This window comes from Sphingobium sp. BHU LFT2 (genome assembly GCF_018604485.1).
Lineage (GTDB): Bacteria > Pseudomonadota > Alphaproteobacteria > Sphingomonadales > Sphingomonadaceae > Sphingobium > Sphingobium yanoikuyae_A.
Window position 1 is genome coordinate 48,674 of sequence record NZ_JAFCGW010000017.1, and the last position, 24,955, is coordinate 73,628.

A 24,955-nucleotide genomic window follows, 5' to 3' on the forward strand; every position below is an offset into this window, starting at 1 on the left:
CTGTCTCCTTCATGCTGCCTCCCGGCCGCTCACCGCACGGCCGATCATCTGGTCGACGAAAGCCCTCGCCTCGCTTTCAGTCGCTCCCACGCGCGGAACCTCTATGTCGTCTAATGACAGCGCATCGGCGGGGATCACGATGCCACCGGAAATTTCCGCATCGGTCATGTCCCGATCCGACTGAGTGGATTCCATTTCCGGCTCAACATCTGCGGGGACAGGGCCAACGCTGTTGGCGGTATGGCTGGGCGCGTTGGCCAATGAGGGCGTCTCTTCTGGCCGGGGGACTGCGGTGCTGGCCGAGGGCAACGGATGCGCCGCGATTTCAGGCGGTGGCATGATCCGCCGCTTGAAGGCCGACATCTTGTAATAAAGCAGCTTGCGGGCGCGGATCGGTGCAATGCCGCCGCGCAGGATCATCATGTCGCTGCGGGCCATCTGCATCAGCTCCTGCGGCATCATGAGCGCGCGGCGCTGATCGCTTTCGGTTATGCTGCGATTGGCGATCAGGCCGTGGATGGTCAGGCTCCGTGACCGCGCCTTCAGGCCATAGAAGCCGAGCCGTTCCGACAGTTCCTTGGCGACATCGAGTTCCTTGGGCGTGAAGGCGACCTCCACGCCGCAATTGGTGATGATGGAGCGCGCCACCTGATCGCCGTACAGCGCCCTCAGCTGGGAACGGGCCTGGATCACCGGCAGGAGCCTGAGCCCGTAGCCGGCGATATAGGAAAAACTGTTGGCGATCGTCATCGCGCGGCCGAGCTGGGCAAATTCGTCCAGAACCGCGAGCACCTGGACCTTCAGGCTGCTGTCGTTCTCAGGAAGCGTCCGGGTGTTGAGATCGACCAGCTGCTGTAGGAGCAGATTATAGACCGGCGCGACCCGCTCCATATTGTCCGGCGATACCCCCAGATACAAGGATATGCGCCGCCGCCGCAGGTCGCGCAGATCAAAGTCGCTGGCGGTTGTCGCGGCATCGACATAGGGGTTAAGCCACAGGCTGAGCTTGGACGTGATGGTCTGGCGAATACCGGCAAATGTGTTGTCCGAGCCCGCCGTGAAATCCGCGATGGCATTGACGCATGCTGCCGATAGCCTGACCCCCTCGCCTGCCGCCGCCTCGATAAGCCTTGGCAGGTTCGCCTTGGGATCGCCTTGTGTCATCGTGCGGTAGATTTCGCCGATGGTGAAAGGCTGGTGCGGCATCGCGGCGACATAGGCGCCCGTCCCGATGAACCCGGTCCGCGCGGATTCCGCCCAGAATGGATCTCCCCGCTCCGGATTGGGGAACAGCATGACGGCAATCTTCTGCAATTCGTCGATGACCGAAACCTGGTCCTCACGGTCAATATAGCCAAGCGGGTTATAGCGCGCCGTGCGGCCATCTGTGGTCAGGGGGTCGAACAGCCAGACCTCCTGGCCGCCGGCCTTGCGGAATCCTGCCGTCAGGCCCCAATTTTCCCGCTTCACGTCGAGCACGACGACCGAATCCGGCCAGTTGAGCAGATTGGGTATGACGATGCCCACGCCCTTGCCCGATCGCGTCGGGGCTTCGAGCAGGATATGCTCAGTTCCGCCAAAGATGAGGAAGCGGCCGCCCTTCTTGCCGAGGATCACGCCATGCTCGGCGCGCAGCCCTTCGCGCACGATCTCCCCTTCGCGGGCAAAGCGCGCGGCGCCGTGAAGAGGATCGCGCCTGCGCAGAATGACGAGAAGGGCGATGGCGCCGACAAGACCGGCCACGCTATATCCCCGCAAGAGCCAGGTCTGAAGTGCGGGATCGCCCCGATAATACCAGAGCCAGGCGGGCAGCACGCTCCAGTCGAGCCCGGCGCGAAGCTGATGTAGGCCAGCAAGCGCGATGAGGATCGCGATGGCGCTGGCGATCAGCAAGGCCGCCAGTGTACCGATACCGATGAGGACGGCCCTAGTTGCTGACAACATCTCCCTCCCCTTGCGGCGCGAAATAGACCTCGTCGACCATGAAGCGGCCCGCCTCCTTGCGGGTCTGGACGATCACGTCGATCAGCATGCGCAGCAGCCCGCGAATATCGTCGCGGGCGAGATCCCGCCCGCCCTCCGATTCCTTCACCAGAAGCGTCAGCTGCTCGATCGCGCCGGCGGCCGATCCCGCATGGACTGTCGTAATAGAGCCGGGATGGCCTGAATTGACGTTGCGAAGATAGAAGAAGGCGGTCCCGTCGCGCAGCTCCTGGAGCAGAACCCGGTCGGGCCGCATCCGCAGCGCGCTTTCCAGCAACTGCTTGGGACCGACCCTGGCGAGCCCCTGACCGTTATTGGCATAGACGAGATGTACGGTGTTCCGGTGCGGTACCACCAGTTCGCGGGTATCCTCTATGGTAAGCAGCCGTTCCTGTTCGGGGATGAGCTTCACCAGCGCCTTGGCCAATGTCGTCTTGCCCGAACCTGTCGCGCCGCTGACGAGGATATTCTTGCGGGACTGGACCGCCAGACGGAAGAAATCGGGCCATTGCGCCTTGTCGCGCATGGCCAGCAATTCGCGGTCCGCATTGGAAAGCCCCTTCCCGCCCACGCGGGTTGCGCCGAACAGACCGCCCTTGGCCAGATCGTCGATGCCAAGCGTCACCATGGATGGCTTGCGGATGGTGAAGCTGGGCGCACCGGCAGGCGCGACCGGAGGGATCACGATCTGACATCGCTCGCCGCCCGGTAATATGGTGGAGCAGATCGGGGCGGATGGCATGATATCCTGCCGCGTATGCGCTGCGGCCGCAGTGGCGAGCGTGGCGAGCCATTCCGGGGTCAGCGCGGGAACGTCGATCCAGTGCCAGCCATGTCGGTCCTCGATACCGACCTCACCGGGACGGTTGATGACGAGTTCGGTGACGTCAGGCGGCTTGAGCAGTGCGGCGATCGGCTCCAGATAATGCAGCAGGACCGCAATGTCCGCCATCACGGTTTCCGGCGAAGCTGGAGGCCATAGACATCGGCAAAGTTGAAATCCTTCGCGACGAAAATGCCGACTTCCTCGCCTTGGTTTTTCTTGAGGACCGGCTTGATCTGGAGGCTGTTCTGAAGCGCGATGCCTGCGGCGTCGGAGGGCACGCGCACCGTGTTGTCGGCCTGGCTTGCCCCTGCAATCCGCTGTCCCGCGATATAGGACGCATCATCCACCAGCGACATCAGGAGGGCGCCGCCGAAGCGTGCCCAGAAGAAGGTATCGACAGCGCCCGCCAGCCCTGCCCGCCCGAGCGCATCCGAACCCGGCGATGCCAGATCGATCCTGACACCCTGGGGCGTTACGGCCCGCGTCCATAGCACGAACAGCCGGTTCTGGCCTTGCTGGAGGCCACCGCGATATTCCCCGAGGATCTTCGTGCCCTTCTCCATCAGGATGACACGGCCATTTTCCGAAAACACATCGCGCGGGACGAGGCAGGAGACATAACCGGGCTGGGCCGAGTTCATCGCCGTTTGCAGGATGCACGGGATGAGCGTCCCTGCGGTGATGAGGAAATTGCGGTTCGGCAGCATCGACGCGCGCGCTTCACCGATGGCGGATGACTGACGCAGCAGGTCGAGCGCACTGGGCGTCGCTGACCCGCCATCTGCTTCTCCCGGCAGATCGGCCGCGCGGGCAACAGCGCTACCGGGCTGGCTCATGGCGGCTGCGTTCGGAAGTGCCTGCCCCCCAAAGGCAACCAGCGTGGACCGACGGCTATTGTCGGCCAACGTAACAGCCGGATTCTGGCTGCCGGTCGTTTGCCCGCTGGTTGCCGCGCCAGGATCGATGGCAGGCACGGCATGGCCATCGGCAGGCGGGACCAGCTGGGGCGGTCCAGCCCCGGCAGCGCGGTCTTTGTCGCGTGGGGCCTCATAATTGACCAGTTGCCGCGCGCGCGCATCGGGCCGGTCCGCGTTCACGCCTTTTACCAGGGCCGTGTCGGCATTGGCATCGCGCTTCTCGCCCGAATTCACCCAGATGATGCCGACCATCATGGCCGCACCGGCAAATGCAATGGCGCCGTTGCGCCGGGCAGGCGTCATTGCAGCGACCGGCGTAATGCCGCGATCGATCTCTGCCGCCTCCGGCGTAACATCGAGCGTGGGGCGAGCATTGGCTGCGGGTGAGGATATGTCTGTCATCAGTCGTTCCTCTCGCGCATGGTGCGATCGACGTGGGAGGATCCGGTATTGGTGCCATGGTCGAGGCCCCATGCGGGCGGCGCCTGATTATAGATGCACAGCACTTCGGAGCCGCGCCTCAGCCGGAATTGCTGCGCCACCATATGCACGACCGCGAATTCATCGCGCACGTCGAAGGGGACAAGCGATTCAGAGCCATCCTCGCGCACCAGATAGATGGCGGGGATTTCCTGGTTGGCGGGAAAACGCAGCACGGTGAACTGCCCGTTGTCGGAGACCTCGGACGGTTGCAGTGCGGCCGCCCCCTGCACCTTGTAGGCAAGATTGCGTGTGCCCTCGAGGACGCCCCGGTCCAGCGCACCCTTGATCGCCGCGCCCTCCAGCGCGGCAAGGCGCATCGCGTCCTGCGCCGCGCTCAGCCGGACCGCCTTGGCACGCTCATCGGCGGGATAGCGGAAACGGACCTGAAAGAAGGTGTCGGGTGTATTGCGCGAAATCGGTCCCGCACGGGCGCTCAGCTCGAAGGTATAGTTCCGCAACACGCCGCCGCGCGCGGCAGTGACGATCAGGTTCGTCGCTCCCGCCTTCTCGCGCGGCTTCAGGAACAGGATATGTCCTGCGACTGCCACTTCCCATGACACCGTATCGCCCAGCGCCACATGCTCGATGGTTTCGTCTTCACTGAGCAGTATCTGGGTTGCCGACCGGAACGCCCCGACGATCCGGTAGACTTCCTGTTCGTCATAATTGACCCATCTGACGCGAGGATCGGCAGCGACAGGATGCGGGGTTTCCGCCGCGTGGAGGGCCGTTGTCGCGCAAAGCGAGGCCGCTATTGCAAGCGCGCGCGCGATCATTGGACCACCTCCGGGTCCGCACGATAGGTCACGACCTGAAAGCCCAGCGGATTGCGGTAACGGTCGCCTTCTTCCATCGGCGCATTGGTGTAGGTAAAGCCGATGGTCGCGATCCAGTCGCTCGGCGTGGTTTCCGTCTCGTTGCGGACGATCCGGGTGAAACGGACATTGGCGACTTGGCCATTGATGAAGCTGATGTTGCGCACGCGCGCCTCCACCGTGACGCCCTCCCCCCACTGGCGCCGAGCGCTCTGCGGGTTCGATGGACTGGCCGCCTGCTGCCATCTCTTCTGTTCCGACGCGGCGGAGAGGATTGCGACCTGACGAAAGCTCTCTTCGGCCGCAGGCGCCAGCCAGCTTTCGCGTGTGCGCACATACTGGGCGAGGAAATATTTTGAGACGGCCTCTTCATACCGGATCGGCCTCGCATTGGTGATGGCAGTCTGCACATCGACCGCGCCGGTCGTCTGGTTCACCCGGATGACATAAGGGATCACCGTTTTGAGCGGCGAAAGCATGGCCACCGCCAGCACCGCCGCACTCGCCACAAGGCTGGCGCTGCCGGCGATAATCCATGCCGCGCGACGCGATTTGACAGCGTCGCGGACCCTGTCCTGATCCCAGCTGCGTGCCTGACTGAAATAGGCGGCAAGCCCTTCGGTCTCGATGCCATCGGCCATCATGCTTTCTCCCGGCAGGGCGCGAGCGAGGCGAGCCGTTCGGCTTGCGCACGTGCGGAGGGTGCGGCCGCGCCCTGCTTGGACGCAGCATCGCCGGAAGATTGTCCAGACGGCTGAGGTCCGGGAAGCACCGTGCCATGGACATTCACGTCCCGCAGATGCTTGCCGTCGCAGACCGGAAGGCGGGCCAGCCTGTTACCGGCGCATCCCGCCAGCCCCGGCAGAATAATCGCGGAAAGCACGAATGCGCCGCTGGTTTTCGCGAATGTCATCAACGCTCCTCTCATGATGCCGTGACCGATCCACCAGATCTGGCCGGAGCCGGGGTTCTTGCCGTCATGCGCTTCGCGCCCTGGCCGATGGACCGTCCTGCCCGTCCGGCGCGGGCATATCCGGCGGTCATGTTGCCCACGAAATCGCCGACGCCGAGCGCCGCGCCCATGGTGATGCCCGCCGCGATCTGCGGCGCGAGAAGGAAGAAGAACGTGCCCAGGATCAGATAGGCGGCGAACAGGGTGGCCCCGACCGTGACATCGGCAATGCCGCTCGCCTGGCTAAGCGCGGTGCCGCCAAGATCGGTGATTAGAGTCGTCATCGCAATGATGACCGCGATCAGCACCAGATAGTTGAAGGCCTGATTCAGCCATCCGAAGAACATGCGCCGCGTCGGCTCGAACAGCGCGAGGGCAATGAACATCGGGCCAAGCGCGATGACGATCGCGAGGGCGACCTTGGCGAAAATGGTGATGGCAAAGCCGATGGCGGCCGAAAGGCCCGCCAGCACATTGAGCGCGAGCGCGACCAGATAGAGAACCAGCTTCCACGGGTTTACGTCATAATAGGTCGCGGCCTCTTCGCGGATGCGCAGGATCAGCTCGTCCGCCTGCGCATAATAATCATCGAACGCAGCGCCCACGCTGTCGATCGTCTTTCCCGCCAGCGCCTGCGCGATAGCATCGGGCATCGAGTGGAACAGCGGCTGCGTGATCCACTCGGAATAGGCCACGCTGGTTGCAGCCAGATAGAGGATGCACAGCTTGGCCATGCGATAGAACAGCTCGCCCCATGGCTCGGAGATCACCCCGCGCATGACGGCATAGCCGTAAAGGACGATATAAATCGTCAGGCCCACCGCCAGCGGTCCCCGAATGACATCCACCATGTTGCTCAGCCGTTCGTTCAGGAACAGGTCGAGCTTGCCATCGATATTGGTGTAGATGCTCTCGAAGAGCGTGCTGGCCACCCCTGCCCCCTATTTACCGAGTGATCCGCGCGCCTTGCGCAGGATGTCGAGGTCGGAGGCGTTCGAGCATTCCTGCGGAATGTCGTGCGTGCCGTTGGCGCAGGCCTTGAGAATCTGGGCCAGTTCGTCGGGATGGGCGGAGAGATAATCCTTGCCCCGTGGTTCCTGCGAGCAGGCCGCGAGCGACGCGAGCGCGACGGTAATGGCGATCGCCGCCAGTCCCGCGCGCATCATTTGCCGAGGCTTTCGTGAGCCTGCGCGAGAATGCGCTCGGATTCCTGTTGGGCGCGCAGCTTCTCGCCGGCGGCCTGTCGCATCGCGAGCGCCTGCAACTGCATGGCGTCATTCTGGATATGGGCATTTTCGACGCCGATGCGCGCCTGAAGGTCCATCACTTCCTTGGCGTCGCTGGCGCTGTCGAGCGCGGTGCGCAGTTCTTCCAGACCAGCGGTGCGCTTGGTCGTCGCGGTGTAGGCCGTCTCGGCAAGAGCGGCATCGCGTGCGGCCTGGTCGCCCAGCGTATCGAGACGGTTGCGGCCATCTATCATCGACTGGCTGGCGCTGCTCGACAATGCCGGCAGCGAAACCCGGCCCGTGCTGCGAATTTCGGTGGCCCGATTGCCCAGGGATCCAAGCCCGTCCGGCCCCTCCCGCATGAGCACGGCAATGTCGCGCACATCCTCGGGGAGCCAGCGCCGCACCGCATCCTGCGAGAGCGATGTCGCTATCCCGTTGACGTCGGTGATCTTGTTGAAGGCGCCGAACAGCGCCTTTGCTTCGCTGATCTGCTCCTTGCCCTGCTCGATAATCGACAATGTATTTTTCACGGTCGACAGTGTCTGGAGAAAGGTCGAGCTGTCATAGACCGGGATGCCCTGCGCCATGGCTGGCGTCACAGGCATGACCGCCGCTGCGATTACAAGGAGTGGGAGGCGCATGATCGTCATCCTTTCCTGGGGGCGGTCGCTTTGCGCCGCTGGTGGAAAATGGGCAGCCATGTTGCGGGATCATCGCCCGTCTCGGCGCGGATCGCGTCGAGCAGGGTCACGGTTCCGGCGGTGCCCGACAGCACCGCCAGTTCGTCGCCGAGGCCACCCAGATCGAGTTCGACGACAATGGAATCATGCCCCTGCTTGACAAGGAAGCGCCTTTGCTCAGGGATGAGTTCGTGACGGATCAGCCGGAATTCGGCATGGGTTAGGCCCAGCCCGTCAATATAGTCGCTCTCCCGCCCCTGCGGATTGGGAAGCAGGATCTTGGTTGCAACCTGTTCCATGATGCTGTGCGAAATGTCGGAGCGAAGCGCATCCGCCGGGCTCTGCGTCCCGAAGACCAGCATGCCGTTGCGCTTTCTGAAGGTCTTGAGGCCATCCTGCGCGAAGGCGCGAAATGCAGCATCACCCAGAGCCTTCCAGAATTCATCGATGTCGATCACGATCCGGCGGCCATCGAGCAGCGCATCGAGACGGTGGAACAGATAGAGCATCAGCGGTGTGCGGATTTCCGCATTGTCGAGGAAATCGGTCATGTCGAAGCCGATGAAACGCGCATCCAGACTGAGCTGATCGGCGTCATTGTCGAAAACCCAGCCCAGCGCCCCGCCCAGGCACCATTTCTCCAGACGCGCGCCAATACCTTCCGCGTCGCTCTGGCCCAGCAATTGCCGCAGGGCGCCGAATGAGCGCTGCGATGCCGGCAGGCGCGACAATGACAGCAGGCCCTCGTCGATGCGGCGTTCTTCCGTGACGCCCAGTTCCGCCCCTCGCGGTGTGACCAGCTGGCGCACGAGCTGACCGAGGAACAGAAGGTTTGCGGGTGTGGGCTCCAGTCCCTTGAGCGGCGCGAAGCCCGTCGCATCGCCGTTGCGCAAGGCGAGATAGGTGCCGCCGCTCGCGCGGATGTAGATTTCGGCGCCGCGGTCCTTGTCGATGAAGATCTGCTGCGCGCCCGTCTTTTCGAGCTGCGCCATCAGGAAATTCTGCACCACCGTTTTCCCGGTGCCGGTGGGACCGATGATGAGGGTGTGGCCGATGTCAGCCGCGTGGAAGTTGAAATAATAAGGAGACTGGGCGGCCGTCTTCAGGAGTGCCACAGCCGGCCCCCAATGATTGCCGCTGGCCTTGCCCGATGGATAGGTATGGAAAGGCGAAAGCGCGGCAAAATTGCGTGAGGAAATTGCCGCAGGCCGCGCGCGCCATGCGAAATTGCCGGGAAGCTGCGACCAGAATGCGGCCTCAAGCGCGGGCGCCTCTCGCGCGGAGACGATACCGGCATCGGCGAGCGCGGCGCGGGCGCCCGACAGATTGTCATTGAGGTGGCGGATGTCCTCCCCGAAGACCGCGAGCGACATATGATGCTCGCCCAGGACAAAACGGTTGCTCTGGAGGTCGTCGGCGGCGGAGAGCAGATCGTCGGCCTGGCTGGACGCCGCATCCTGGGTGGAGGCCATCTGGTTCTGCCGGCGGCGTAGCCGTTCGGACGCGCGGGCCTTGCCCATGAAGGCGAAGGACTGGGAGATCACAAACGGGAAATCCGCGCTCAGCAGCGCATTGAGCTGTCCGGGCCGCGTGGCGGCAGGATATTCGCGTATCCCGAACATCCCGATATAGCGGCTGCGATCATGGGCGCGTACTTCGATCGTCTCGCGACCGAAGATGAGCCTTTCGCCATAGAGCGCGCCGCCCAGATGGCCGCGTACCAGCGGCACCCTCCCCGCCGTGCCCATCATCAGCATTTCAAGCATTTCCAGCGGCCGCGAGAAGATGATGCCGCCATGATCGTAGAGTCCGAGCCGCACCGGCGCGCAGCGGCCGAGCAATTTGGCGACATCACGGGCCTTTTCCTCAAAGCGCGTGAGTTCGTCGGCATCTATCTCCGCATCTTCCTGCGCCGCGCGTGACAGGCGTTTGAGGAGCAGCGCCGTGCGATCGGTGGATCCGGCTGCGGGACGCATCACCAGCGTCAGGTATAGTTCGTTCACGAACATGCGCCGTGCCGTCACGCGCTCGCGATAGCGTGCATCGAGATCGGCGGCGAAGTCGGAGCGGAACTCCCCGCCCGGATAATCCGATACTTCGCGCCGCACGATATGCGTCCAGATCGCCAGCCTGTCGTCGGCGATATTGCGCAGCACCCCATTCAGCTTTTCGTGCCAGTCGTTGAGGTCGGCCGGATCAGCCGTCTCGAAGGACAGGCCATCGAGACGGAACATTGTCATGAGATCGCGATTATCGAGCGCGATGACATGGTCATCGACATGCCGGGCGTAGGGCAGATAGCGTCCGGGCTCGACTTCATGGCGCAGCACGCGCCACGGGGTTCGCTCGCCGAGCCGCGCCTGCGCCTTAGTCATGGAGGAAACCCCGCCTCTTCATGCCGGCGACCGGCAAGGGTGAATAGGAACTGCCGCCCCACCACATGCGATTGCGGCACCGGGCCTTCGTGCGGGTCCAGAGCATGAGCAGCCGGAAGGCATTGGCGTCGTGCCGCACCACAAGGCGGGCGACCGAAAAGGCCGCACCGCCAAAGGCGACGGCGTAAAGCGGATTGCCGGTGACAATCAGCGTCACGCAGGCCGCCAGCGCGATCGGCAGCGACGCCTCGATCGGAACGCCCAGCCACATGGTCGGCCGCGTCACGGCGAGGAACAGGATTTCTTCCCGGAGACGTTCCTGCGGCATCGCGGCGCCCTTGGTCAGGAGCCGGTGATGGTTTCGACGATCCACTGCGCCGAAAACACGATGAAGATGCCGACGATCACCGTCACGAGCAGCGGCAGGCTCGCTCGTCCGGTGAAGAACATGAAGCCGACGATGACGACCGCTATTACCGAGATCGTCTTGGCAAATGTACCGGTGAGCCAGCTTAGGATATTTTGGGCCATCGACGTGATGCCATCGGCCGCCTGCGCATAGGCAGGCTCTGCGCTCGCCAGCCCGATCAGCAGAACCATGGCGAGTAGCCCCAGTCCCCGCCGAAAATCAGGGGACCGCATCGTCCGGCGCAACGGAAGGAATAGGGTCATTCGCGATTATCTCCTGTCTGGCTGAAAATGAGCGCTGACGAAGCCGGTCGGCCGAATACGTTCCATGCTGCCGGCTGCGGCGCTCGCGGGGCGATGGCGCGGACCGGATCGGCAGCCACGGTTGCCACGCTCGCGGCGTTCCGATCCGGCGACGGTGCCCTGTCGCTACCCGTCACGTGGGAGACGATGCGAGCCGAGCGATAGACGCGCGCCACATAGCCATTGGCAAAGCCACGCCGTGGCTTGCCGGTATTATAGAGCGAGAGCGCGACACCCATGGCGTCCTGGCCGGTGGCACCCGATCGGATGGCCGCCTGATAATTGTCGCCGATAACACGAGCCGCTGCTGCGATGTTGCGGCAAGGATCGAAGCTGTCCTCGATCGCAAGGCCGAGCCAATGAAGGTTGCTGCTATTGATCTGGCCGAGCCCCAGATCGACGCTATAGCCCGCCGCGATATAACGCCGTGCGGTCATGGCGGCCTCGCTAGGTGTGGACGCAGGCGAAAGGCGCGGTCCATCGTTCACATTAATGGCCAGCGTATCGAGGCTGCTTTCTGCATGGGCGATTGCCAGAATGGTCGCCGGGGCCACCGCAGGCGCGCATCGCTGGGCGAGATCCAGTGCCGCCGCCAGCGAGAGGATCATTGCGCCGCGCCCTGGCTGACGGCGGCATATTCGATGCCAGCCAGAGAGTAGCTGACCATGGTGCCATCGGCGTAGGTCATGTCGACCCGGCGCCGCGCGCTATTGTTCTTGTTCTTCAAAACGGCGCGGACCACGCCTGCCCCGGTGCAGGTCGGGAAGGCCTTGCCGGTGGCCAGTTGCCGCCAGAGCTTGGTTATCGGCGGCACGCACTGGCTATATTGGGTCGCGCCGCCGGGGTTGGACAGGCAGAGCAGCACCTGACAGCCATAATCACTGGCTTTGGCCGGCGCCGGAGCCAGCGCCGAGCAGATCGCAGCGGTCGCCACAACACCGATGGCTTTGCGGATCATCCTACCCCCCCTTCCATTGAAGGCCTTGAGGTGGAACATATAAGCCCTATTGTTTTCCAATGGCAAGCGCCGTTAGAGAATGACCGCCCACTTGAGATTCGGTAATGACGAGAGGCCTGCGATCCTATGAGTGTTTTTCGGCGCGAGAGCGCCCATCAAGGTCCAGAAGATATTCGGTATTGGCGACGTGACGCCAAATTATGCGCTTCCAATATCGCTGCGATGGGTAAGTATCCGCGCGGCGTCTACAGTCGGATGACTGGCCGAGCCCTGCGTCTCATCCCTGGCGCTTCCCCTCGGCCTTCGCAGGCTGCGCTATTATCGCCGATCGCACGAATCTTCGCCGGGATTATCGGCGAAAGCACGAGGATTGGCAGATGGCCATCGAGCGACCTGCCTGCAATGTCCCGATCATGCACTGCCCTGCCCTTCCGATTCTGGCCTCGTTGCCCGTGATCGCCGGCAAGCGGTGCGATTCCATGTCCGGCAGTGCGATGCGTGCGGCCTGCCTGCGGACCCATAGCGCGCGAAAGGGGTGTCTCGTGAGGGCATAAAAAAACCCGGCCATTGGCCGGGCTTTTCGAAGACCTGCAAGCAGGCCGGTGTGACAGCCCCTAACTAAACGGTCCTTCGGCAAACGACAAGTCCCAAACGCGCGTTTCCGCGCCACGGATGTTTGCGTCCGCACGGGCTCCACAAGTGGAGTGACCGAACGATGATGTCTGTCCATCAGCCAGGTGCAGGCTACAGGCGCTATGACGCGCACTACTCCGCCGCCGAGGCCACCGCGCAGCAGTTTCGGGGGCTTTCCGGGCGCGTCACGCATGCAAGGGCGCTCGCGGCCTTCAAGCGTGCGGCCGCGACGATCGGCGCCGGCGCCCGCATGGTCCGCCTGATCGACCTGCTATTTGCCTGGACCCGTCCGCAGGATTGGGAAGAAGGTCGCCAGCCTCTGGTCTGGCCAAGCAACGAGCGCCTGGCGGAAGAACTGGGCGTGGAAATCAGGCAGGTCCAGAACCTGCTTCGCCGGGCAATCGTCCTGCGCCTGATCGTCACCAAGGATTCCCCCAATGGCCATCGCGGCGGCGCACGCGGCGATGATGGCCATATCCGCTGGGGCTATGGGTTCGATCTGCGGCCGATCGGCGCGCGGATGGCCGAGTTCATCGAGATTGCCGAACGTGCCGATGCGCTGCGGAAGGAGCGCAAGGAATTGCGCCGCCGCCTGACGATCGCTCGCAAGGCTGTCGCCCAGCTTGCCCAGACCGCGCTCGACGAGGGACTCGAAGGATGCAACTGGCTCGAGGAGGTCGAGACCGCCCGGATGATCGTCGACCATGCCCGAACGGTGCAGGAGCCGGATGCTCTTGCCCGGCTTGTCCGGCAGCTCGAACTGCGTAAACGTCGCGTCCATGCGGCCTTCATTTCGGCTAATGAGTGTGGACGAGAGGTGCCGCAGGCTGGTGATGAATTGATAGATATTGCACCCACGGGCGCAGAAAATTGCACCCGCTATACAACTACAACTCAACTCCAACCTGCAAAAGCAGAAATAGGTATTGGCTCGGCGAGTGGGCGTAGCCGCGAGGGTGGTGCCCTGCCCTCACCGGAATCGAAGGTCGAAGCGGATCTCGATAAATATGGGATCGATGTCGACTTCATCGGGAAGGCGGCCGAGGCTATTTGCTGGGAACTGGATCTGCGTCAACGCACCTGGCGCGATCTGATCGAGATCGCTGAGCATCAGGCGGCATGCCTCTTCATCAACAATCACACCTGGCGCGAGGCTTGCCGTATCATGGGCAGGCGCGGCGCGGCTGCGGCCATGATCGCGGTGGCGCAGAAGGATCTCGACGGTCAGGTGAAGAACCCGGGCGCCTATCTGCGCGGCATGACCCAGAAGGCCACAATCGGTGAACTCCACCTTGGGCGGACCTTCCACGGCCTGCGCGAGACCGCTCATGCCCACTGAAATCCGCCTGATACCGTGCCTCAACGTGCTTTCGCCGATCTTTGTCGATCGCTGAAAACCGGGCGTTTTGCAGGGCTCTATGATGTCATTTGGCCGGAAAACTCCATGAAATCCGTCACTTGGGCTTCCGATTTAAAATCGCCGTTAGCACGAAAGCGTTGCAAGCTGGGGTTGTCCGGTTTCCCATATGCGAATCGCCAGCATTTGAATCGGTGAAAGCACGAAAAATGGGCCGGATTAAAATCGGCAATAGCACGAGTCTCGACGCCGATCGGCAGCCTGGCCGCATCATTTTCCTGTCCCATTCGGTGGGAAACAGGCCCGGATAGAGCCAAAGATTCGTGCTATTGCCGATTCTAATGGCCCTCGTGGTTTACACAGACCGACAGGCGAGACATTTTTGACATTGGTTAGCGCGGTGGATCGTGCTTTCGCCGATTTAATGGAAAGGACCAAGGTGGCCTCCGACCAGGGAGACCTCTTCATTCTCGACAGCCCGCTCCACGGTGAAGTGCGCGGCGAGCGGTCGATTATGGCCTTTCCGTTTTTCGCGCTGACCAAGACCGCCCAGATGAAGCCGATCGAATATCACGCCGAAAACGTGTCGATCGAGGTCCATCCCAGCAAGACCGGCGTGGCTACGATCTACGACAAGGAAATTGTCCTCTACATCGCCAGCCTTATGATCGCGAAAATCCGCGAGGGTGAGCCGGTGGGTCAGGATTTCACCTTCACGGCGCATGATTTCTTCCGCGTCACCGGCACCAGCCAGTCGAAACGGTCCTATGATCGCCTGTCCGAGGCCTTGTCGCGGCTCCAGGGTACGCAGATCCGGACCAATATTGAGGCGGGCGGCGAAGGCGAGGAAGGCTTCTTTTCCTGGCTGCCTGAAGCCAAGCTCAGCTATAATCGCGGACGCGCCGGTGAGCGGCGCCTCAAGGCTGTCCGCGTCCGGCTGTGCGACTGGCTCTATCGCGCGATCAAGATGGATCAGCGCATCCTTGCCTACCATCATGATTATTTCTCGCTCGGACCGATCGAACGGCGGGTCTATGAACTCGCCCGCTCGCATTGCGAAGGCGAGGATGCCTATGAGGTCGATATTGACGTGCTGCGCCGTCAGGTCGGCAGCAGCGATACAGCTCCCCGCTTCAAGCATGCCTTGAAGGGCATCGCGGAAATGGACGAACTGCCCGAATTCCACGTGTCCTTGCTCGACGAAGTGGTTCAGCCAGCGCCGGGAATGCCCAAGACGCGCGGCCGCCGCGAAGTCCGCACCAAAGTCGTGATTACGCCCAGGCTCCGCAAATCGCGCGGCGCCACGCTCGCCCTAACCACGCAGCTCATGCCAGCTGTGTGAGCACGCCCATGGGGATGGCCCGGTGGGCAATTATCTCCAGCCTCTGGCGTAAACGGGAACCAAGACCCTTGGCCTTCCCGGCACATCTCATTAGGAGAAGCCCCAGCACGTGGAGACACGCGCTGAGGCATGGAAACCTCGAAGCTCTCGGCCGGTCAGACATTAGTTTGGCCGGGTGGCTGTCGTACATGTCCAAGGCTCTGCCCAAAAACGGCAGCGCCTGTGCGAGAGTCCAGGTTTCCAACACCCGGCTTCAAGCCGGGAAGCCTCCGGATGGAAGCACGGATCGCTTAAGGGGCGATCGGTTTTCCATCATCTTATTCGTCAGCGGGGGCTTGCGTGAACTTTAGGATCCTGGGCAAAAATGACCGGCGCTCTGCCGATATGGCGGGGAGACCTCGCTAATGTCCGGTCGCCTCATCGGCTATGCCCGTGCATCATTGACCGCGCCGCCTCTCGCCGAGCAGGAAGGCATCCTGCGTGCTGCCGGATGCGTTGAAATCTTCACCGATACAGCCAGCGAGGTTCCTGCCCGACGGTTCGCCGGCCGCAGGCAAGCCATTGCGGCCCTATCCGAGGGCGATACCCTCGTCGTGGCCCGTCTCGACAGGCTGGCCCGCTCGCTGCCTGATCTGGTCGGCACCATCTGGTCGGTCATCTGCCTTCGCTGCGGTTTCACCGCACTGGAGGAAGACCTGCGCTTCCAGTCTGATGAGGCGGATGACGCACAATCGACGATTGGCATCATTGCGGCGGCAGCCAAGGCGATCGACGCGGAGATTTTCGCCGAAACCGAAGCGCGGCGCTCGTTGCCGCGCGGCCGCAAGCATGAACTGACCGATAGCGACTGGCCGAAGGTGGAGGGGATGCTCGGGACGCTGAGCCTGAGCGAGGTCGCCAAGCAACTGGGGATCAGCCGTCCGACCCTGCGCCGCTTTCGAGATCGTATGTCGGGTACGTCTGAAACGAAATGAGTGCGCGCTTTTGCCATATGACCCAATTCCGGCTCGATAGCGGGGCGATGTGACTGACATCCTACCCGAGGAAATCGTCGCGGGCCTCGTCACCAAGTCCGACAAGATCCGTGCGCTCGACAAGGCTGGATTTTCGAGGGCGGATATCGCCCGCCATCTCGATATTCGATACCAGCATGTGCGCGGCGTTCTCGTGCGTGAAGCTGGGCAAAAACCGGCTGATCGCAACCCGGATGTGATGATCGAGGCGAAGGACATGCCGCCGCGCGATCCCGGCCCATGGGCGATGGAAAGACTGCTGGATGCTGGCTTCAGTCTTGTCGCCCAGTGTGAGGGCAGCGGACCCGATGCTTTTGGCTATAGCGCGCTCGCGCCCAGGCAGCCCGGCGTCTATGCCTTCGCTGTTGATGGTCTGGTGATGTATGTCGGCCTGACCCGGCATGGCCTGCGCACCCGGCTGGGCCATTATGTCTATGGTCATGCTCAGCAACGCACCAGCGCTCGGATCAAGGGCATGATCCTGGGAGCACTGGCCGAGGGAAAGTCAGTTTCTGTTCTGGTTGCAACGCCTCCCAAGATGATGTGGAACGGCTTGCCGGTTGACGGAGCCGCAGGCCTCGAAACGGGATTGATCGCGGCACTTCAGCCGCCCTGGAACCAACAGGGCGTGAAAGCGCGCAAGTGATGAGGCCGCTGGCAACGGCTCGGATCGGGAGGCGAGATGCAATTAAATGATCTCCTGAGAGCGGTGGATGTCGATCCGAAAAAGACGCTCGTATTGCGCCACCGGCCCAGCGAAGCGTCTTTCAGAAAAGCACTGCCCTTGCTTGCAGGTGAGCGGCTCGATTTGTTCGAGGCCTATCAGTCCTACCAAGGTGAACAGGTAGAGCAGGCCTTCAACAAAAGACGGGACGGATGGCTGGCGTCATTCATCGAGTATGAAACCGGCAAGGCCGTCTTCGTCGGCATCTACCGCGTCAATGGCGCGACGACCATCTCGCCAGAGGAATTCTGGGCGCGCCCGGAGCAATCCGAATTGACCGCGCTGGGTAATCCGGGATGGCGCGAGGATGAAGGCCGCGACACGCGGCTTCTCTTCGATCTTGAACGGACTGAACATTATGAGGATTGGCGTGGCAAGCTGGTCATTGGCTGGCCCCTTGTACGGATCTGGTATCGCCGTGCGTACGAAACACCCCTCCCCGTCATCGCGATCCGGGAGGATAGCGTATTTGCCGGGGAGATACCGTCATGGGACCAGGTCGATTATAGCTGGGCCGAACTGAAGATACTGCCCACACGCATGAAATCCGCGCTTGAGCAGTGGCGCGGCATCTATCTCATATGGGACGAGTCAGATGGCGCAGCCTATGTCGGCTCCGCTTACGGAAACGCTAATATCCTCGGGCGGTGGACTGGCTATGCCGCCACAGGGCATGGCGGCAATAAACTTCTACGAAAGCGCGACCCCTCGCGTTTTCGCTTCTCCATCCTGCAACGGGTTTCCCCCGACATGGACCGGGATGACGTCATTCGACTGGAAGCCAGCTGGAAGTTGCGCCTTCACACGCGATCCGGGTTCGGCCTGAATGAGAATTGAGCCGGTTTGCCCTTCCGGCACGGAAATGAGGTCTGATGAACGAGATTGAGGCTGCGTTTGGCGAGGAGAATTACATCCTCTCGACACTCCGGGAACAGATCGTAGAGCATGTCTTTATCGGCGATGCGCTGCGGCCGCTTGTGGCAGTTGGGCATAGGTGACGTCGAAGTGCTGCGTTCGGAATTCGATGCCGGCGGATATGATATCGCCATGTGCCGCGGAGCGATCACGCGGCATATTCAGCTCAAAACACTGATCGCCGGCGGTAAGGCCAAGACAATCAAAGCCAATTTGCGCCTCATGGACAAACCAAGCGGATGCGTAATCTGGATTATCGTGTCGAGCGCCCTCAACCTGGAATCCTACCTCTGGTTCGGTGCTGCACCTGGCGAGCCTTTGCCAGACATTCGGGCATTTCCGGTTGCCAAGCATACCAAGGGCGACGCCTCGGGGCTAAAGAATGAACGGCCCAATCACCGCGTAATAGCAAAGGGCAAATTTGATAAAGTCGCGGACCTGGATGGGATTTTGCAACGCTTGTTCGGGCCGATGCAAGATTTCCGGCGATCCGGTGATCTACATGCTGATGATCGACTATCGGGCTTTGCGAGATATGCTGGTGCATGCGGATTATCGTGCATTAGCAGCGAGATCCTCATCTGCTGGCTAAGTCGCCCCATGACCCTTAGTCAGAGGCTGGCCGTTCTTTTCTCGCGGTGGGAAAGCAATGCCATCGCAAAAGCGAAGGTGCCTCTCTCCAGCTGTAGAAAATCGCGTCCGCTGAGCAAATCCAGTATGTCCGGGCTCACGTCGTGAGCGAAACCGCGAATGCTGCCATCCATTGGCATCGGTTGCTGAAGGACGGCGGTGATGACACGCACAGACTTTAGCTGCTGCGTGCTTGCCGATGAGGTGACGAGCCATTCGTCAGCGTGGCGTACATTATTCGCGGCAGCTTCGATGATCTGACCGAACGAGCATCCCTGAAGCAATGCCCCGGTGCTGCGCCACTCGTCTTGCGTCGCTGAAATGTCGGCCCGGAACGTACCCAGGATACGGGAAAGAAAGAGCGTGATCATCCCGGCATAAATGCCTCTGCCAACCTTTACGACGTTCATCCGGTCCAGTGTCTCATGGTAACGATCGGCATCAAGGTCCTGTCGTAGACCGCGAACGGAGGTCCATGGCATCCCGCCCATGCTATCCAGGTCGGCTTCCGCAGAAGACTCATCAGCGATAGTCTGAAGCATCGCCTCAAAAACAGTCGACATTGTCGGAAAATTGTATCGCCAGGTCTGAACGAGACGATGGAACGCGCTATAGTCGGCGCTGTTCAGCATCAGGTTGCCCCATCGCGTCACCGCTATGTCACCATTCCGTACGGTAAGATCGCCTGGGGTTGCCAAGATGGAAATCGCGTTTCGCGATACGATGTCGTCATAGGACGGAGTGATGGCAGGCATGCCCGCAGCATACTGCCTTTGAAGCCTGAGCCTATCCGACTTTTCGCGACGGTTTCGGACGTTTGCCATCCTGGCCCATTGTTCGCGTGTGATTATGAGAGACCTGCTTCTATCTTCCCGGTGCGCCGCGACCGCCACGGCCTCTTGCTGGCCTGATCTGATTGGGACCGGCTTCGCCTCGTTCGTCCTGGCGCAACGGCGCATCTTGCTGCTTTTTTCCGCCGCTTGGCAGCTTTGCATCGCGAAACAAAAAAGCAGCGCCTTGCCGTTCCCCGTATGGGCAGGCCCACCCGGTGCGCGTCCGCCCGTCCCGATCTCCCGATCGCCATCGAGGCTGCGGTGGTCGCGGCTCGAACATCGAGAAAGGATTTCGACATGGCTATCATCGGCACCTTCACGAAGACGGGCAACGAGTTCAAGGGTTCCATCGTAACGCTAAGCGTACAGGCCAAGAATGTCCGCATCGTCCCGGAAGAGGATAGCGGCAACGACAAGGCTCCCAGCCACCGGCTTCTCGCCAGCGACATTGCCTTCGGCGCCGCATGGCGCAAGACGAGCCGCGAGGGGCGTGACTATCTTTCGGTCAAGCTCGACGATCCCAGCTTCGCTTCTCCGGTCTATGCCAGCCTTGTCGAAGGCGACGATGGCCAGTTTTCCCTGATCTGGTCGCGCTGATCGGCCTTGCCGCCCCGTCTCGGCGGGGCGGCCCGTTCGACGTCGATCGGCGGGGACTTTCTGGGATATAGCATGGGGATTGGAGTGACGCCCAGATGCTGCGGAGCATAAAAACGGTCTTATTGACACCGAAAATCCTTGGTCTATATTTGGTCCTGTTGGAACCGAATTTGGATAGGCCATGGACCGCCCAACTGTCACGACAGCCCGTGCCGCCGAAATTGTCGGCATCGGCTATGAAGGCTTCCGCTCCTATCTGAAGCGCGGCCTTGGCGGTCGTGTGGGCATGCTGCCCGGCTTCCATAAGCCCGGCGGCGACACTTTTGACGATCCTGCCCCTCGGGCGAAGTGGAAGCGCTTCAACGTATCCGATCTGTGCCTTTTTCGCGTCGCCAAGCTCCTCATGGACGCCGGCTTCTCCTTTGAGGCCGCAAATTCGGTCGTCTCACGACATGAGCATTGGGCCGCCTTCACCTATGACAGCGCCCCGGTTCATCGCATGCTGGCGATATGGCCCCCTTATGGCGATCATATCGTCTATGAACCGGACCAGCTCGAACTGCTGAAAAAGGCGCTGGAGGCGGCGCCGGAGATTGTTACGCTCATTAATCTGGGCGCGGCGCATGAGCATGTTCTTGTGGCTCTGAAGGAAACGGTCATGACCGTCGATGCCGAGCAATGACAAACTTGGCGGCGGCGATCCGCGACGCTACTGTCAGGGGCAAGAAAAAGGCCCGCCAGAGGCGAGCCTTTCGTTTTCCTTTGACGATGAGGGGAGGCCGAAGCCCGCGTGTCTCAAAGCCGATGCACTCTTATATAGAGATATTGACCGCGCCGTCAATGGAAATGTCCCACAGAAAGCCGATCCTTGCCCTTTACACCCGCTGAAGCCAGTGAACTGCCGTCTATCATATCGGCGCCCCGCTTTGCCACTTACCTGCAAGCGATGGGGAACGATCGGGACAAGGCGCTTGCCCTCTACGAGTGGAATCTCGACCTGTCCTCGGCGCTGATAGTGCCACTGCAGGTTTGCGAGGTTGCGATCCGCAATGGCATCGCGGAAGCTATCCAGATTGTCCACGGAGCCAACTGGCCATGGACCAACGGCTTTATTCGCAGCCTGCCCGTGCCCAAGCGGCGGTTCGACTATAACCCCGGCGTGGATCTGACGCGGTGCGCGAAGATCCTGCCCACGACCGGTAAGATCGTCGCCGAACTCAAATTTGCTTTCTGGGAGAATATCTTCACCAAGGGCCAGGACAGCAGGATCTGGGACGCGCATTTTCGCACCTGCTTCCCCGGCGCCCCCGCTCATCTCACGGTCGCCCAATGCCGCGCGCTGGCCTATGATGATCTTCGGTCCATTCGCCGCCTGCGCAACCGCATCGCGCATCACGAGCCGATATTCACGCGGAACATGGTCGACGAATATCGGCGCATCCATGACATGATCGCCTGGCGAAGCCCTGTTTCTGCGGCTTGGATGGATAAGAAGCAGGCCGTTCTTGCCTTGCTGCCGCAACGGCCCTGATACCCCGGCTTTAAGGGCATTGAGAGAAAACATGCACCAAAAGCGAAAAATGGTACGACATTAAAAGCGAAATATGATCCGGCTCGCCGGGGCCGCCATCCGGCGTTTGCCCATTACCAGAGTGGCGCCGCGATGAACGGGCTTTAAGGCCGATATCAGCCGTCCGCAGCGCGCCGCTTCTCTGCGGCATCGATCGCGCGAAGGCGCAGCAATTCACGGGTATTACGTGCATTGTCGCTGCGATGCAGCGCCGCGCACCAGCGATAGGCATGGTCCCGGCGCTTGAACTCGCCAAACAGCATTGTCGACCCATGCGAATAGAACATTGCCCGAGGATGGTCGATCTCGCGAATGAGGCGCTGCGCAACCGAATAGGTTCCGCGGTTTGTCGTTTCGACCCAGAACGTGTTTTCCAGCACCTTCACCCGGCGCGTCTCGGCGATCACCGCAATTTCCGTGCGGGTGTCGATCGTAGCGCCATTCTCCATCTCGTTGATCGTCTTGCGCGAAACGCCGAGCAGCTTGCCCAGCCCTTCTTGCGTGTAGCCCATGCCTTTGCGGCGGGCCTTCAACTCTTCACCTGTCATTGCCGTCGTAATCCTTTCCTTGATAGACAGAAATTATGTCACGAAAGGTTACATATGTCAAGAGTAAGTAACCTATCGTTACATTCTTCGGAAAAGGCCGGGCTTGAACATGTATGGTAATGCCATACATATTGCGGAGGAGAATTGACCATGACTGTTGCGCCCTCCCCTTCCGACCAGCATTCTAAGTCTGACAAAGCCGCACATCCTGGGGCGCTCATTCGCGACGCATTGAAGGATGCGGGATTTTCCATTCCCGGTGCCGCGATCGCGATGGCGGTGAACCGCTCCAATCTGAACAATATGCTGCTGGGCAAAGCGTCCCTCTCGCATGACATGGCGTATCGATTGAATGTGCTCATCCATCCCGAGGATGAGGCCTTTGATTTTGCACGGGCAATCTTGGGCCGGCAGTCAGCCTATGACTGGGATAAGACCGCCAGCCTGCGCAACGTCGTTCGCGCCGCAGTCAGGGCAGGTCGGAAAAATGGCGAAATGCATGACGCCGGGACCGACGGTCATCTTACCCTGACGGCATTTGGCCTTCAGCAAAAAATGGAGGCCGCCTCAAAGTAGATTAATTGTAACAGAAGCCGCACTGGCCGCGTCATCTGGTAGGGAGTTGATGGCGATCGCTGGCTAAAGGAAAGCGCCGAACACGCGAACATTGTCCTGTACGACCCGGGTGGTCAGTTCATAGCTGTCGTGCCGGGACGAGAGTTGATCGACTGAAAAATCGGAATTGGTCGCGCGATAGGCGATCGCTTTCGCGATGAGTGCTTCTGGAACTCGTGGACCAAGGATGACGCCTGCGATCAGACCCGGATCGATGCTCCTTAGGATACCTGCCTGATCTGCATCGTCGCATAACAGCGCGCGATACTCGGCCTCATAAGCCCACTGGTCCGATTTCGTCAGCAAGGTTGGTTTCATCATCTCGCCAACTGGTGCCGAGAACCATCTCAGTTCCGGGACCTGGTCGTCATAGGTCACTTTGCCATGTCCTATCCAGCCCGACATGCCGGGGAGTGCGCTCACCAGGTCAGGCTTGTAGCAGACCACGAAACCCCGATACTGAGAGGCATAATGCCCCCACATGAGATGGCTATCCCAGCGCTGCGTGAGGCAGAGCAGGTACATGTGCCGCATCAGTTCCAGGCGAGGCGTAAAACCCGTGTTGTAATCCCATGCGCTGCCATTGCAGTTGGTCCAGGCATCAGCGCGCTCACGCGCCGGTCGTTGTGGGTCGTGAACATCATGCCACCGATCGAAGGTCTCGCGTGACGGAATAACGGGCGTGAACTTGAATTCATATGGATCGTTGAAGTGTGCGACTGACGCGAAGCGAACCGATCCCTGCATCACGGCCTTTTCGAAGATCTCAACCAGGCTATCGTCGCAGCCACCCATGAATTTATAGAACATCCCGCCCCTTCCATCCGTACGCTGGCGCGTTGTAGCGCTTAGAGAGAGGCTGGACAGCCAGTTTTCAGGAGGGATCGGAGCGCTTCTTGCCCTGTTCCTGTCAACTGTCCCGGCGCAGCTGCGATCCTCGTAGCCCAATCACGCTAAGATTCTGCGAATTTGGGTGGTTTGGTGCGTTCTTCGTCGGTCAGATAGTCCACGCCATTCAATTCGCTCTCGATATGGCGCACCATGATGTCGAAGGCACCGGCAACGCGCCTGACGAAGCTGTAGTCCACTTCCTCTCGTGCCTTGCCATCCTCCGTTTTCCCGTTGCGGTGGACGCAGTCGTGCCTGATCGGAATGAACTGCAACAGGCTGTGCTTGTACTTCTCATCCGGGAAGATGCTGAAACCGAACGCCACATTGTAGATCACGTCGGTCTTCACCAGATTGTGGAAACTCATTTCGTGGATAGTGCCTGAAACCCTGTGTCTCACAATGTCCGGGTCGGCCAGGATGTCCGACAAGGGGACTTTGATCGCCTGCAAATCCTTCACCCCTGCCAGCAATCTCGACAGTATCTCATCGCTCTTGAGCGCGCGGCTGAGCAGGGTGTCGGTCAGGAAGGCTTCCAGCGCCGCGAATAGCTGGATGAAGGTCATGCGGGAGAGAATATCCTCGAAGAACTCCGCATGTGGCGATTCCAGAACCTCCATCGCGTCGCCATGGGTCGTGTGAAAGATGTTGAACGCCTTGTCTTCGGGCGCCTCCCATGGACGGGTTCCTGTCGCGTCCGCCTCCTCAGACCAGAAGGCCTTGCTCGCTTTGACGTCGACCAGCGGCGCAGCTACCAGCTTCACGGTTATGCGTTGATTGAGATTGCGCACGATCAGTGGATGAGTGTGGAGGCAATTGCCGCAGATATACTCGCTCTCTCGCTCGACGAGCCTGGCTGCATCTGCCTCCGCGTCCCATTCGGCAGCCGGTACGGGAATAGTGTTCTTCTCTTCGGCTTTGCACGTCGGACAGGTGAAGATGATGAAGCTCTCAAAGTCCGGCTCATAATCCGAGTGCATCGCCAACCTCGCTGAAACCCAGGCCATCTGCCTTGCATCGCCCCATCCTAGCCGCTGGTGAGTGGGCAGACCATCCTGCCTCGTTCCAGGATCGAAAGGCGCGCCTCTTCGGGACCGCGCTCTATCTCCACCTGACGGTTCCGACCGTGCCGGCTGTGCCGTCTCGTCCCAGGAGGGTCACGATCGCTCGCGCGGGGGCCGCTCCGCAGCCCGATGGCGCCGGCCATGCCGGCACCCCCCCCCCTGTTCCTGAACGGGGAAAGAGGCGCGCCGCCCCCTCTCCCCGGCAACGACAATCAGCCGGGCCGTGGCTCGCTCGGCTGCGCCTCCCTGCGCCCGCTCCACCCCGGCAGATTCCCGCTGCCCCCCTCACCTCCGGCT

General features: G+C 61.3%; 28 protein-coding genes. 10 read left to right on the forward strand and 18 right to left on the reverse strand.

The genetic code is table 11. The annotated features are described in order from the left end of the window. Positions 1-9 precede the first annotated feature (9 nt). Genes JQK15_RS22575 through JQK15_RS22640 form a run of 14 tightly spaced genes read right to left on the reverse strand, consistent with a single transcriptional unit; the run spans position 10 to position 11,929 of the window. Positions 10-1,944 (reverse strand): type IV secretory system conjugative DNA transfer family protein, encoded by a 1,935-nt coding sequence (locus tag JQK15_RS22575; RefSeq protein ID WP_214868161.1) that lies wholly within the window; start codon positions 1,942-1,944, stop codon positions 10-12. Next, entirely contained in the window at positions 1,928-2,935 is a 1,008-nt protein-coding gene (gene virB11 / locus JQK15_RS22580) for a P-type DNA transfer ATPase VirB11 (RefSeq protein ID WP_214868170.1), read from the reverse strand. Before virB11 ends, JQK15_RS22575 begins: the two co-directional genes overlap by 17 nt. Further along, positions 2,935-4,128 carry a type IV secretion system protein VirB10 gene (gene virB10, locus JQK15_RS22585; RefSeq protein ID WP_214868172.1) on the reverse strand — a complete coding sequence of 398 codons (1,194 nt, stop codon included), beginning with the start codon at positions 4,126-4,128 and terminating at the stop codon, positions 2,935-2,937. Before virB10 ends, virB11 begins: the two co-directional genes overlap by 1 nt. After that, the gene (locus JQK15_RS22590) at positions 4,128-4,985 is read right to left on the reverse strand and encodes a TrbG/VirB9 family P-type conjugative transfer protein (protein ID WP_214868184.1); all 858 of its coding nucleotides are present in this window, start codon (positions 4,983-4,985) and stop codon (positions 4,128-4,130) included. The genes virB10 and JQK15_RS22590 overlap by 1 nt, the downstream gene beginning before the upstream one ends. Next, positions 4,982-5,668, reverse strand: coding sequence for a VirB8 family type IV secretion system protein (locus tag JQK15_RS22595; RefSeq protein ID WP_251007971.1), 687 nt, complete (start codon positions 5,666-5,668; stop codon positions 4,982-4,984). The genes JQK15_RS22590 and JQK15_RS22595 overlap by 4 nt, the downstream gene beginning before the upstream one ends. Then, positions 5,665-5,937, reverse strand: coding sequence for a hypothetical protein (locus JQK15_RS22600; RefSeq protein WP_214868185.1), 273 nt, complete (start codon positions 5,935-5,937; stop codon positions 5,665-5,667). The genes JQK15_RS22595 and JQK15_RS22600 overlap by 4 nt, the downstream gene beginning before the upstream one ends. 11 nt (positions 5,938-5,948) lie before the next feature. Further along, entirely contained in the window at positions 5,949-6,908 is a 960-nt protein-coding gene (locus tag JQK15_RS22605; protein WP_214868187.1) for a TrbL/VirB6 family protein, read from the reverse strand. A gap of 9 nt (positions 6,909-6,917) precedes the next feature. After that, a complete protein-coding gene (locus JQK15_RS22610) occupies positions 6,918-7,142 on the reverse strand; it encodes an EexN family lipoprotein (protein ID WP_251007972.1) in 225 nt (74 codons plus the stop codon). Continuing rightward, entirely contained in the window at positions 7,139-7,846 is a 708-nt protein-coding gene (locus tag JQK15_RS22615; RefSeq protein WP_214868188.1) for a TrbJ/VirB5 family protein, read from the reverse strand. Before JQK15_RS22615 ends, JQK15_RS22610 begins: the two co-directional genes overlap by 4 nt. Before the next feature lie 5 nt (positions 7,847-7,851). Beyond that, positions 7,852-10,260, reverse strand: a complete 2,409-nt coding sequence (locus tag JQK15_RS22620; protein WP_214868190.1) for a VirB4 family type IV secretion/conjugal transfer ATPase — start codon at positions 10,258-10,260, stop codon at positions 7,852-7,854. Further along, complete coding sequence (locus JQK15_RS22625) at positions 10,253-10,588, reverse strand: VirB3 family type IV secretion system protein (protein WP_214868197.1); 336 nt, start codon at positions 10,586-10,588, stop codon at positions 10,253-10,255. Before JQK15_RS22625 ends, JQK15_RS22620 begins: the two co-directional genes overlap by 8 nt. A 14-nt stretch (positions 10,589-10,602) precedes the next feature. Beyond that, positions 10,603-10,932, reverse strand: coding sequence for a TrbC/VirB2 family protein (locus JQK15_RS22630; protein ID WP_353047254.1), 330 nt, complete (start codon positions 10,930-10,932; stop codon positions 10,603-10,605). Beyond that, on the reverse strand, positions 10,929-11,579 hold the full coding sequence (locus tag JQK15_RS22635) for a lytic transglycosylase domain-containing protein (protein ID WP_214868198.1): 651 nt from the start codon (positions 11,577-11,579) through the stop codon (positions 10,929-10,931). Before JQK15_RS22635 ends, JQK15_RS22630 begins: the two co-directional genes overlap by 4 nt. Next, positions 11,576-11,929 (reverse strand): hypothetical protein, encoded by a 354-nt coding sequence (locus JQK15_RS22640; RefSeq protein ID WP_251007974.1) that lies wholly within the window; start codon positions 11,927-11,929, stop codon positions 11,576-11,578. Before JQK15_RS22640 ends, JQK15_RS22635 begins: the two co-directional genes overlap by 4 nt. Positions 11,930-12,644: 715 nt before the next feature. Between JQK15_RS22640 and repC the strand changes: the two genes are divergently transcribed. From repC to JQK15_RS27330, 6 genes are all read left to right on the forward strand, one after another. After that, a complete protein-coding gene (gene repC / locus JQK15_RS22645; protein WP_214868199.1) occupies positions 12,645-13,901 on the forward strand; it encodes a plasmid replication protein RepC in 1,257 nt (418 codons plus the stop codon). 442 nt (positions 13,902-14,343) lie between these two features. Next, positions 14,344-15,261, forward strand: coding sequence for a replication initiator protein A (locus tag JQK15_RS22650; protein ID WP_214868200.1), 918 nt, complete (start codon positions 14,344-14,346; stop codon positions 15,259-15,261). A gap of 404 nt (positions 15,262-15,665) precedes the next feature. Continuing rightward, positions 15,666-16,235 (forward strand): recombinase family protein, encoded by a 570-nt coding sequence (locus JQK15_RS22655; protein WP_214868201.1) that lies wholly within the window; start codon positions 15,666-15,668, stop codon positions 16,233-16,235. Positions 16,236-16,284: 49 nt separating this feature from the next. After that, positions 16,285-16,920: a GIY-YIG nuclease family protein gene (locus tag JQK15_RS22660; protein ID WP_214868202.1), complete on the forward strand. Its 636-nt coding sequence runs from the start codon at positions 16,285-16,287 to the stop codon at positions 16,918-16,920. 36 nt (positions 16,921-16,956) lie between these two features. Continuing rightward, positions 16,957-17,835, forward strand: coding sequence for a GIY-YIG nuclease family protein (locus JQK15_RS22665; RefSeq protein ID WP_214868204.1), 879 nt, complete (start codon positions 16,957-16,959; stop codon positions 17,833-17,835). A gap of 35 nt (positions 17,836-17,870) precedes the next feature. Further along, a complete protein-coding gene (locus JQK15_RS27330) occupies positions 17,871-17,996 on the forward strand; it encodes a hypothetical protein (RefSeq protein ID WP_285236593.1) in 126 nt (41 codons plus the stop codon). A 528-nt stretch (positions 17,997-18,524) separates the two neighbouring features. On the opposite strand, the gene JQK15_RS22670 is transcribed toward JQK15_RS27330, so the two are convergent. Further along, positions 18,525-19,298 (reverse strand): hypothetical protein, encoded by a 774-nt coding sequence (locus JQK15_RS22670; protein ID WP_214868206.1) that lies wholly within the window; start codon positions 19,296-19,298, stop codon positions 18,525-18,527. Between the two features lie 375 nt (positions 19,299-19,673). Here JQK15_RS22670 and JQK15_RS22675 point away from each other — a divergent pair, with 375 nt between their 5' ends. The 3 genes from JQK15_RS22675 (at position 19,674) to JQK15_RS22685 (ending at position 21,504) form a co-directional block, all read left to right on the forward strand. Further along, positions 19,674-19,973: a DUF736 domain-containing protein gene (locus tag JQK15_RS22675; protein WP_214868208.1), complete on the forward strand. Its 300-nt coding sequence runs from the start codon at positions 19,674-19,676 to the stop codon at positions 19,971-19,973. Positions 19,974-20,154: 181 nt separating this feature from the next. Further along, positions 20,155-20,655: a hypothetical protein gene (locus tag JQK15_RS22680; protein ID WP_214868210.1), complete on the forward strand. Its 501-nt coding sequence runs from the start codon at positions 20,155-20,157 to the stop codon at positions 20,653-20,655. A 186-nt stretch (positions 20,656-20,841) separates the two neighbouring features. Next, entirely contained in the window at positions 20,842-21,504 is a 663-nt protein-coding gene (locus JQK15_RS22685; protein ID WP_214868212.1) for a hypothetical protein, read from the forward strand. A gap of 155 nt (positions 21,505-21,659) precedes the next feature. Here JQK15_RS22685 and JQK15_RS22690 read toward each other — a convergent pair whose 3' ends face one another. Next, on the reverse strand, positions 21,660-22,091 hold the full coding sequence (locus JQK15_RS22690) for a helix-turn-helix transcriptional regulator (protein ID WP_214868214.1): 432 nt from the start codon (positions 22,089-22,091) through the stop codon (positions 21,660-21,662). Positions 22,092-22,241: 150 nt separating this feature from the next. Between JQK15_RS22690 and JQK15_RS22695 the strand changes: the two genes are divergently transcribed. Then, on the forward strand, positions 22,242-22,667 hold the full coding sequence (locus tag JQK15_RS22695; protein WP_214868216.1) for a helix-turn-helix transcriptional regulator: 426 nt from the start codon (positions 22,242-22,244) through the stop codon (positions 22,665-22,667). A gap of 63 nt (positions 22,668-22,730) precedes the next feature. Here the strand turns inward: JQK15_RS22695 and JQK15_RS22700 are convergent, their stop codons facing one another. Next, positions 22,731-23,516, reverse strand: coding sequence for a DUF2971 domain-containing protein (locus JQK15_RS22700; protein ID WP_214868218.1), 786 nt, complete (start codon positions 23,514-23,516; stop codon positions 22,731-22,733). Between the two features lie 143 nt (positions 23,517-23,659). Further along, entirely contained in the window at positions 23,660-24,601 is a 942-nt protein-coding gene (locus JQK15_RS22705; protein WP_214868220.1) for a hypothetical protein, read from the reverse strand. Between the last annotated feature and the right edge of the window lie 354 nt (positions 24,602-24,955).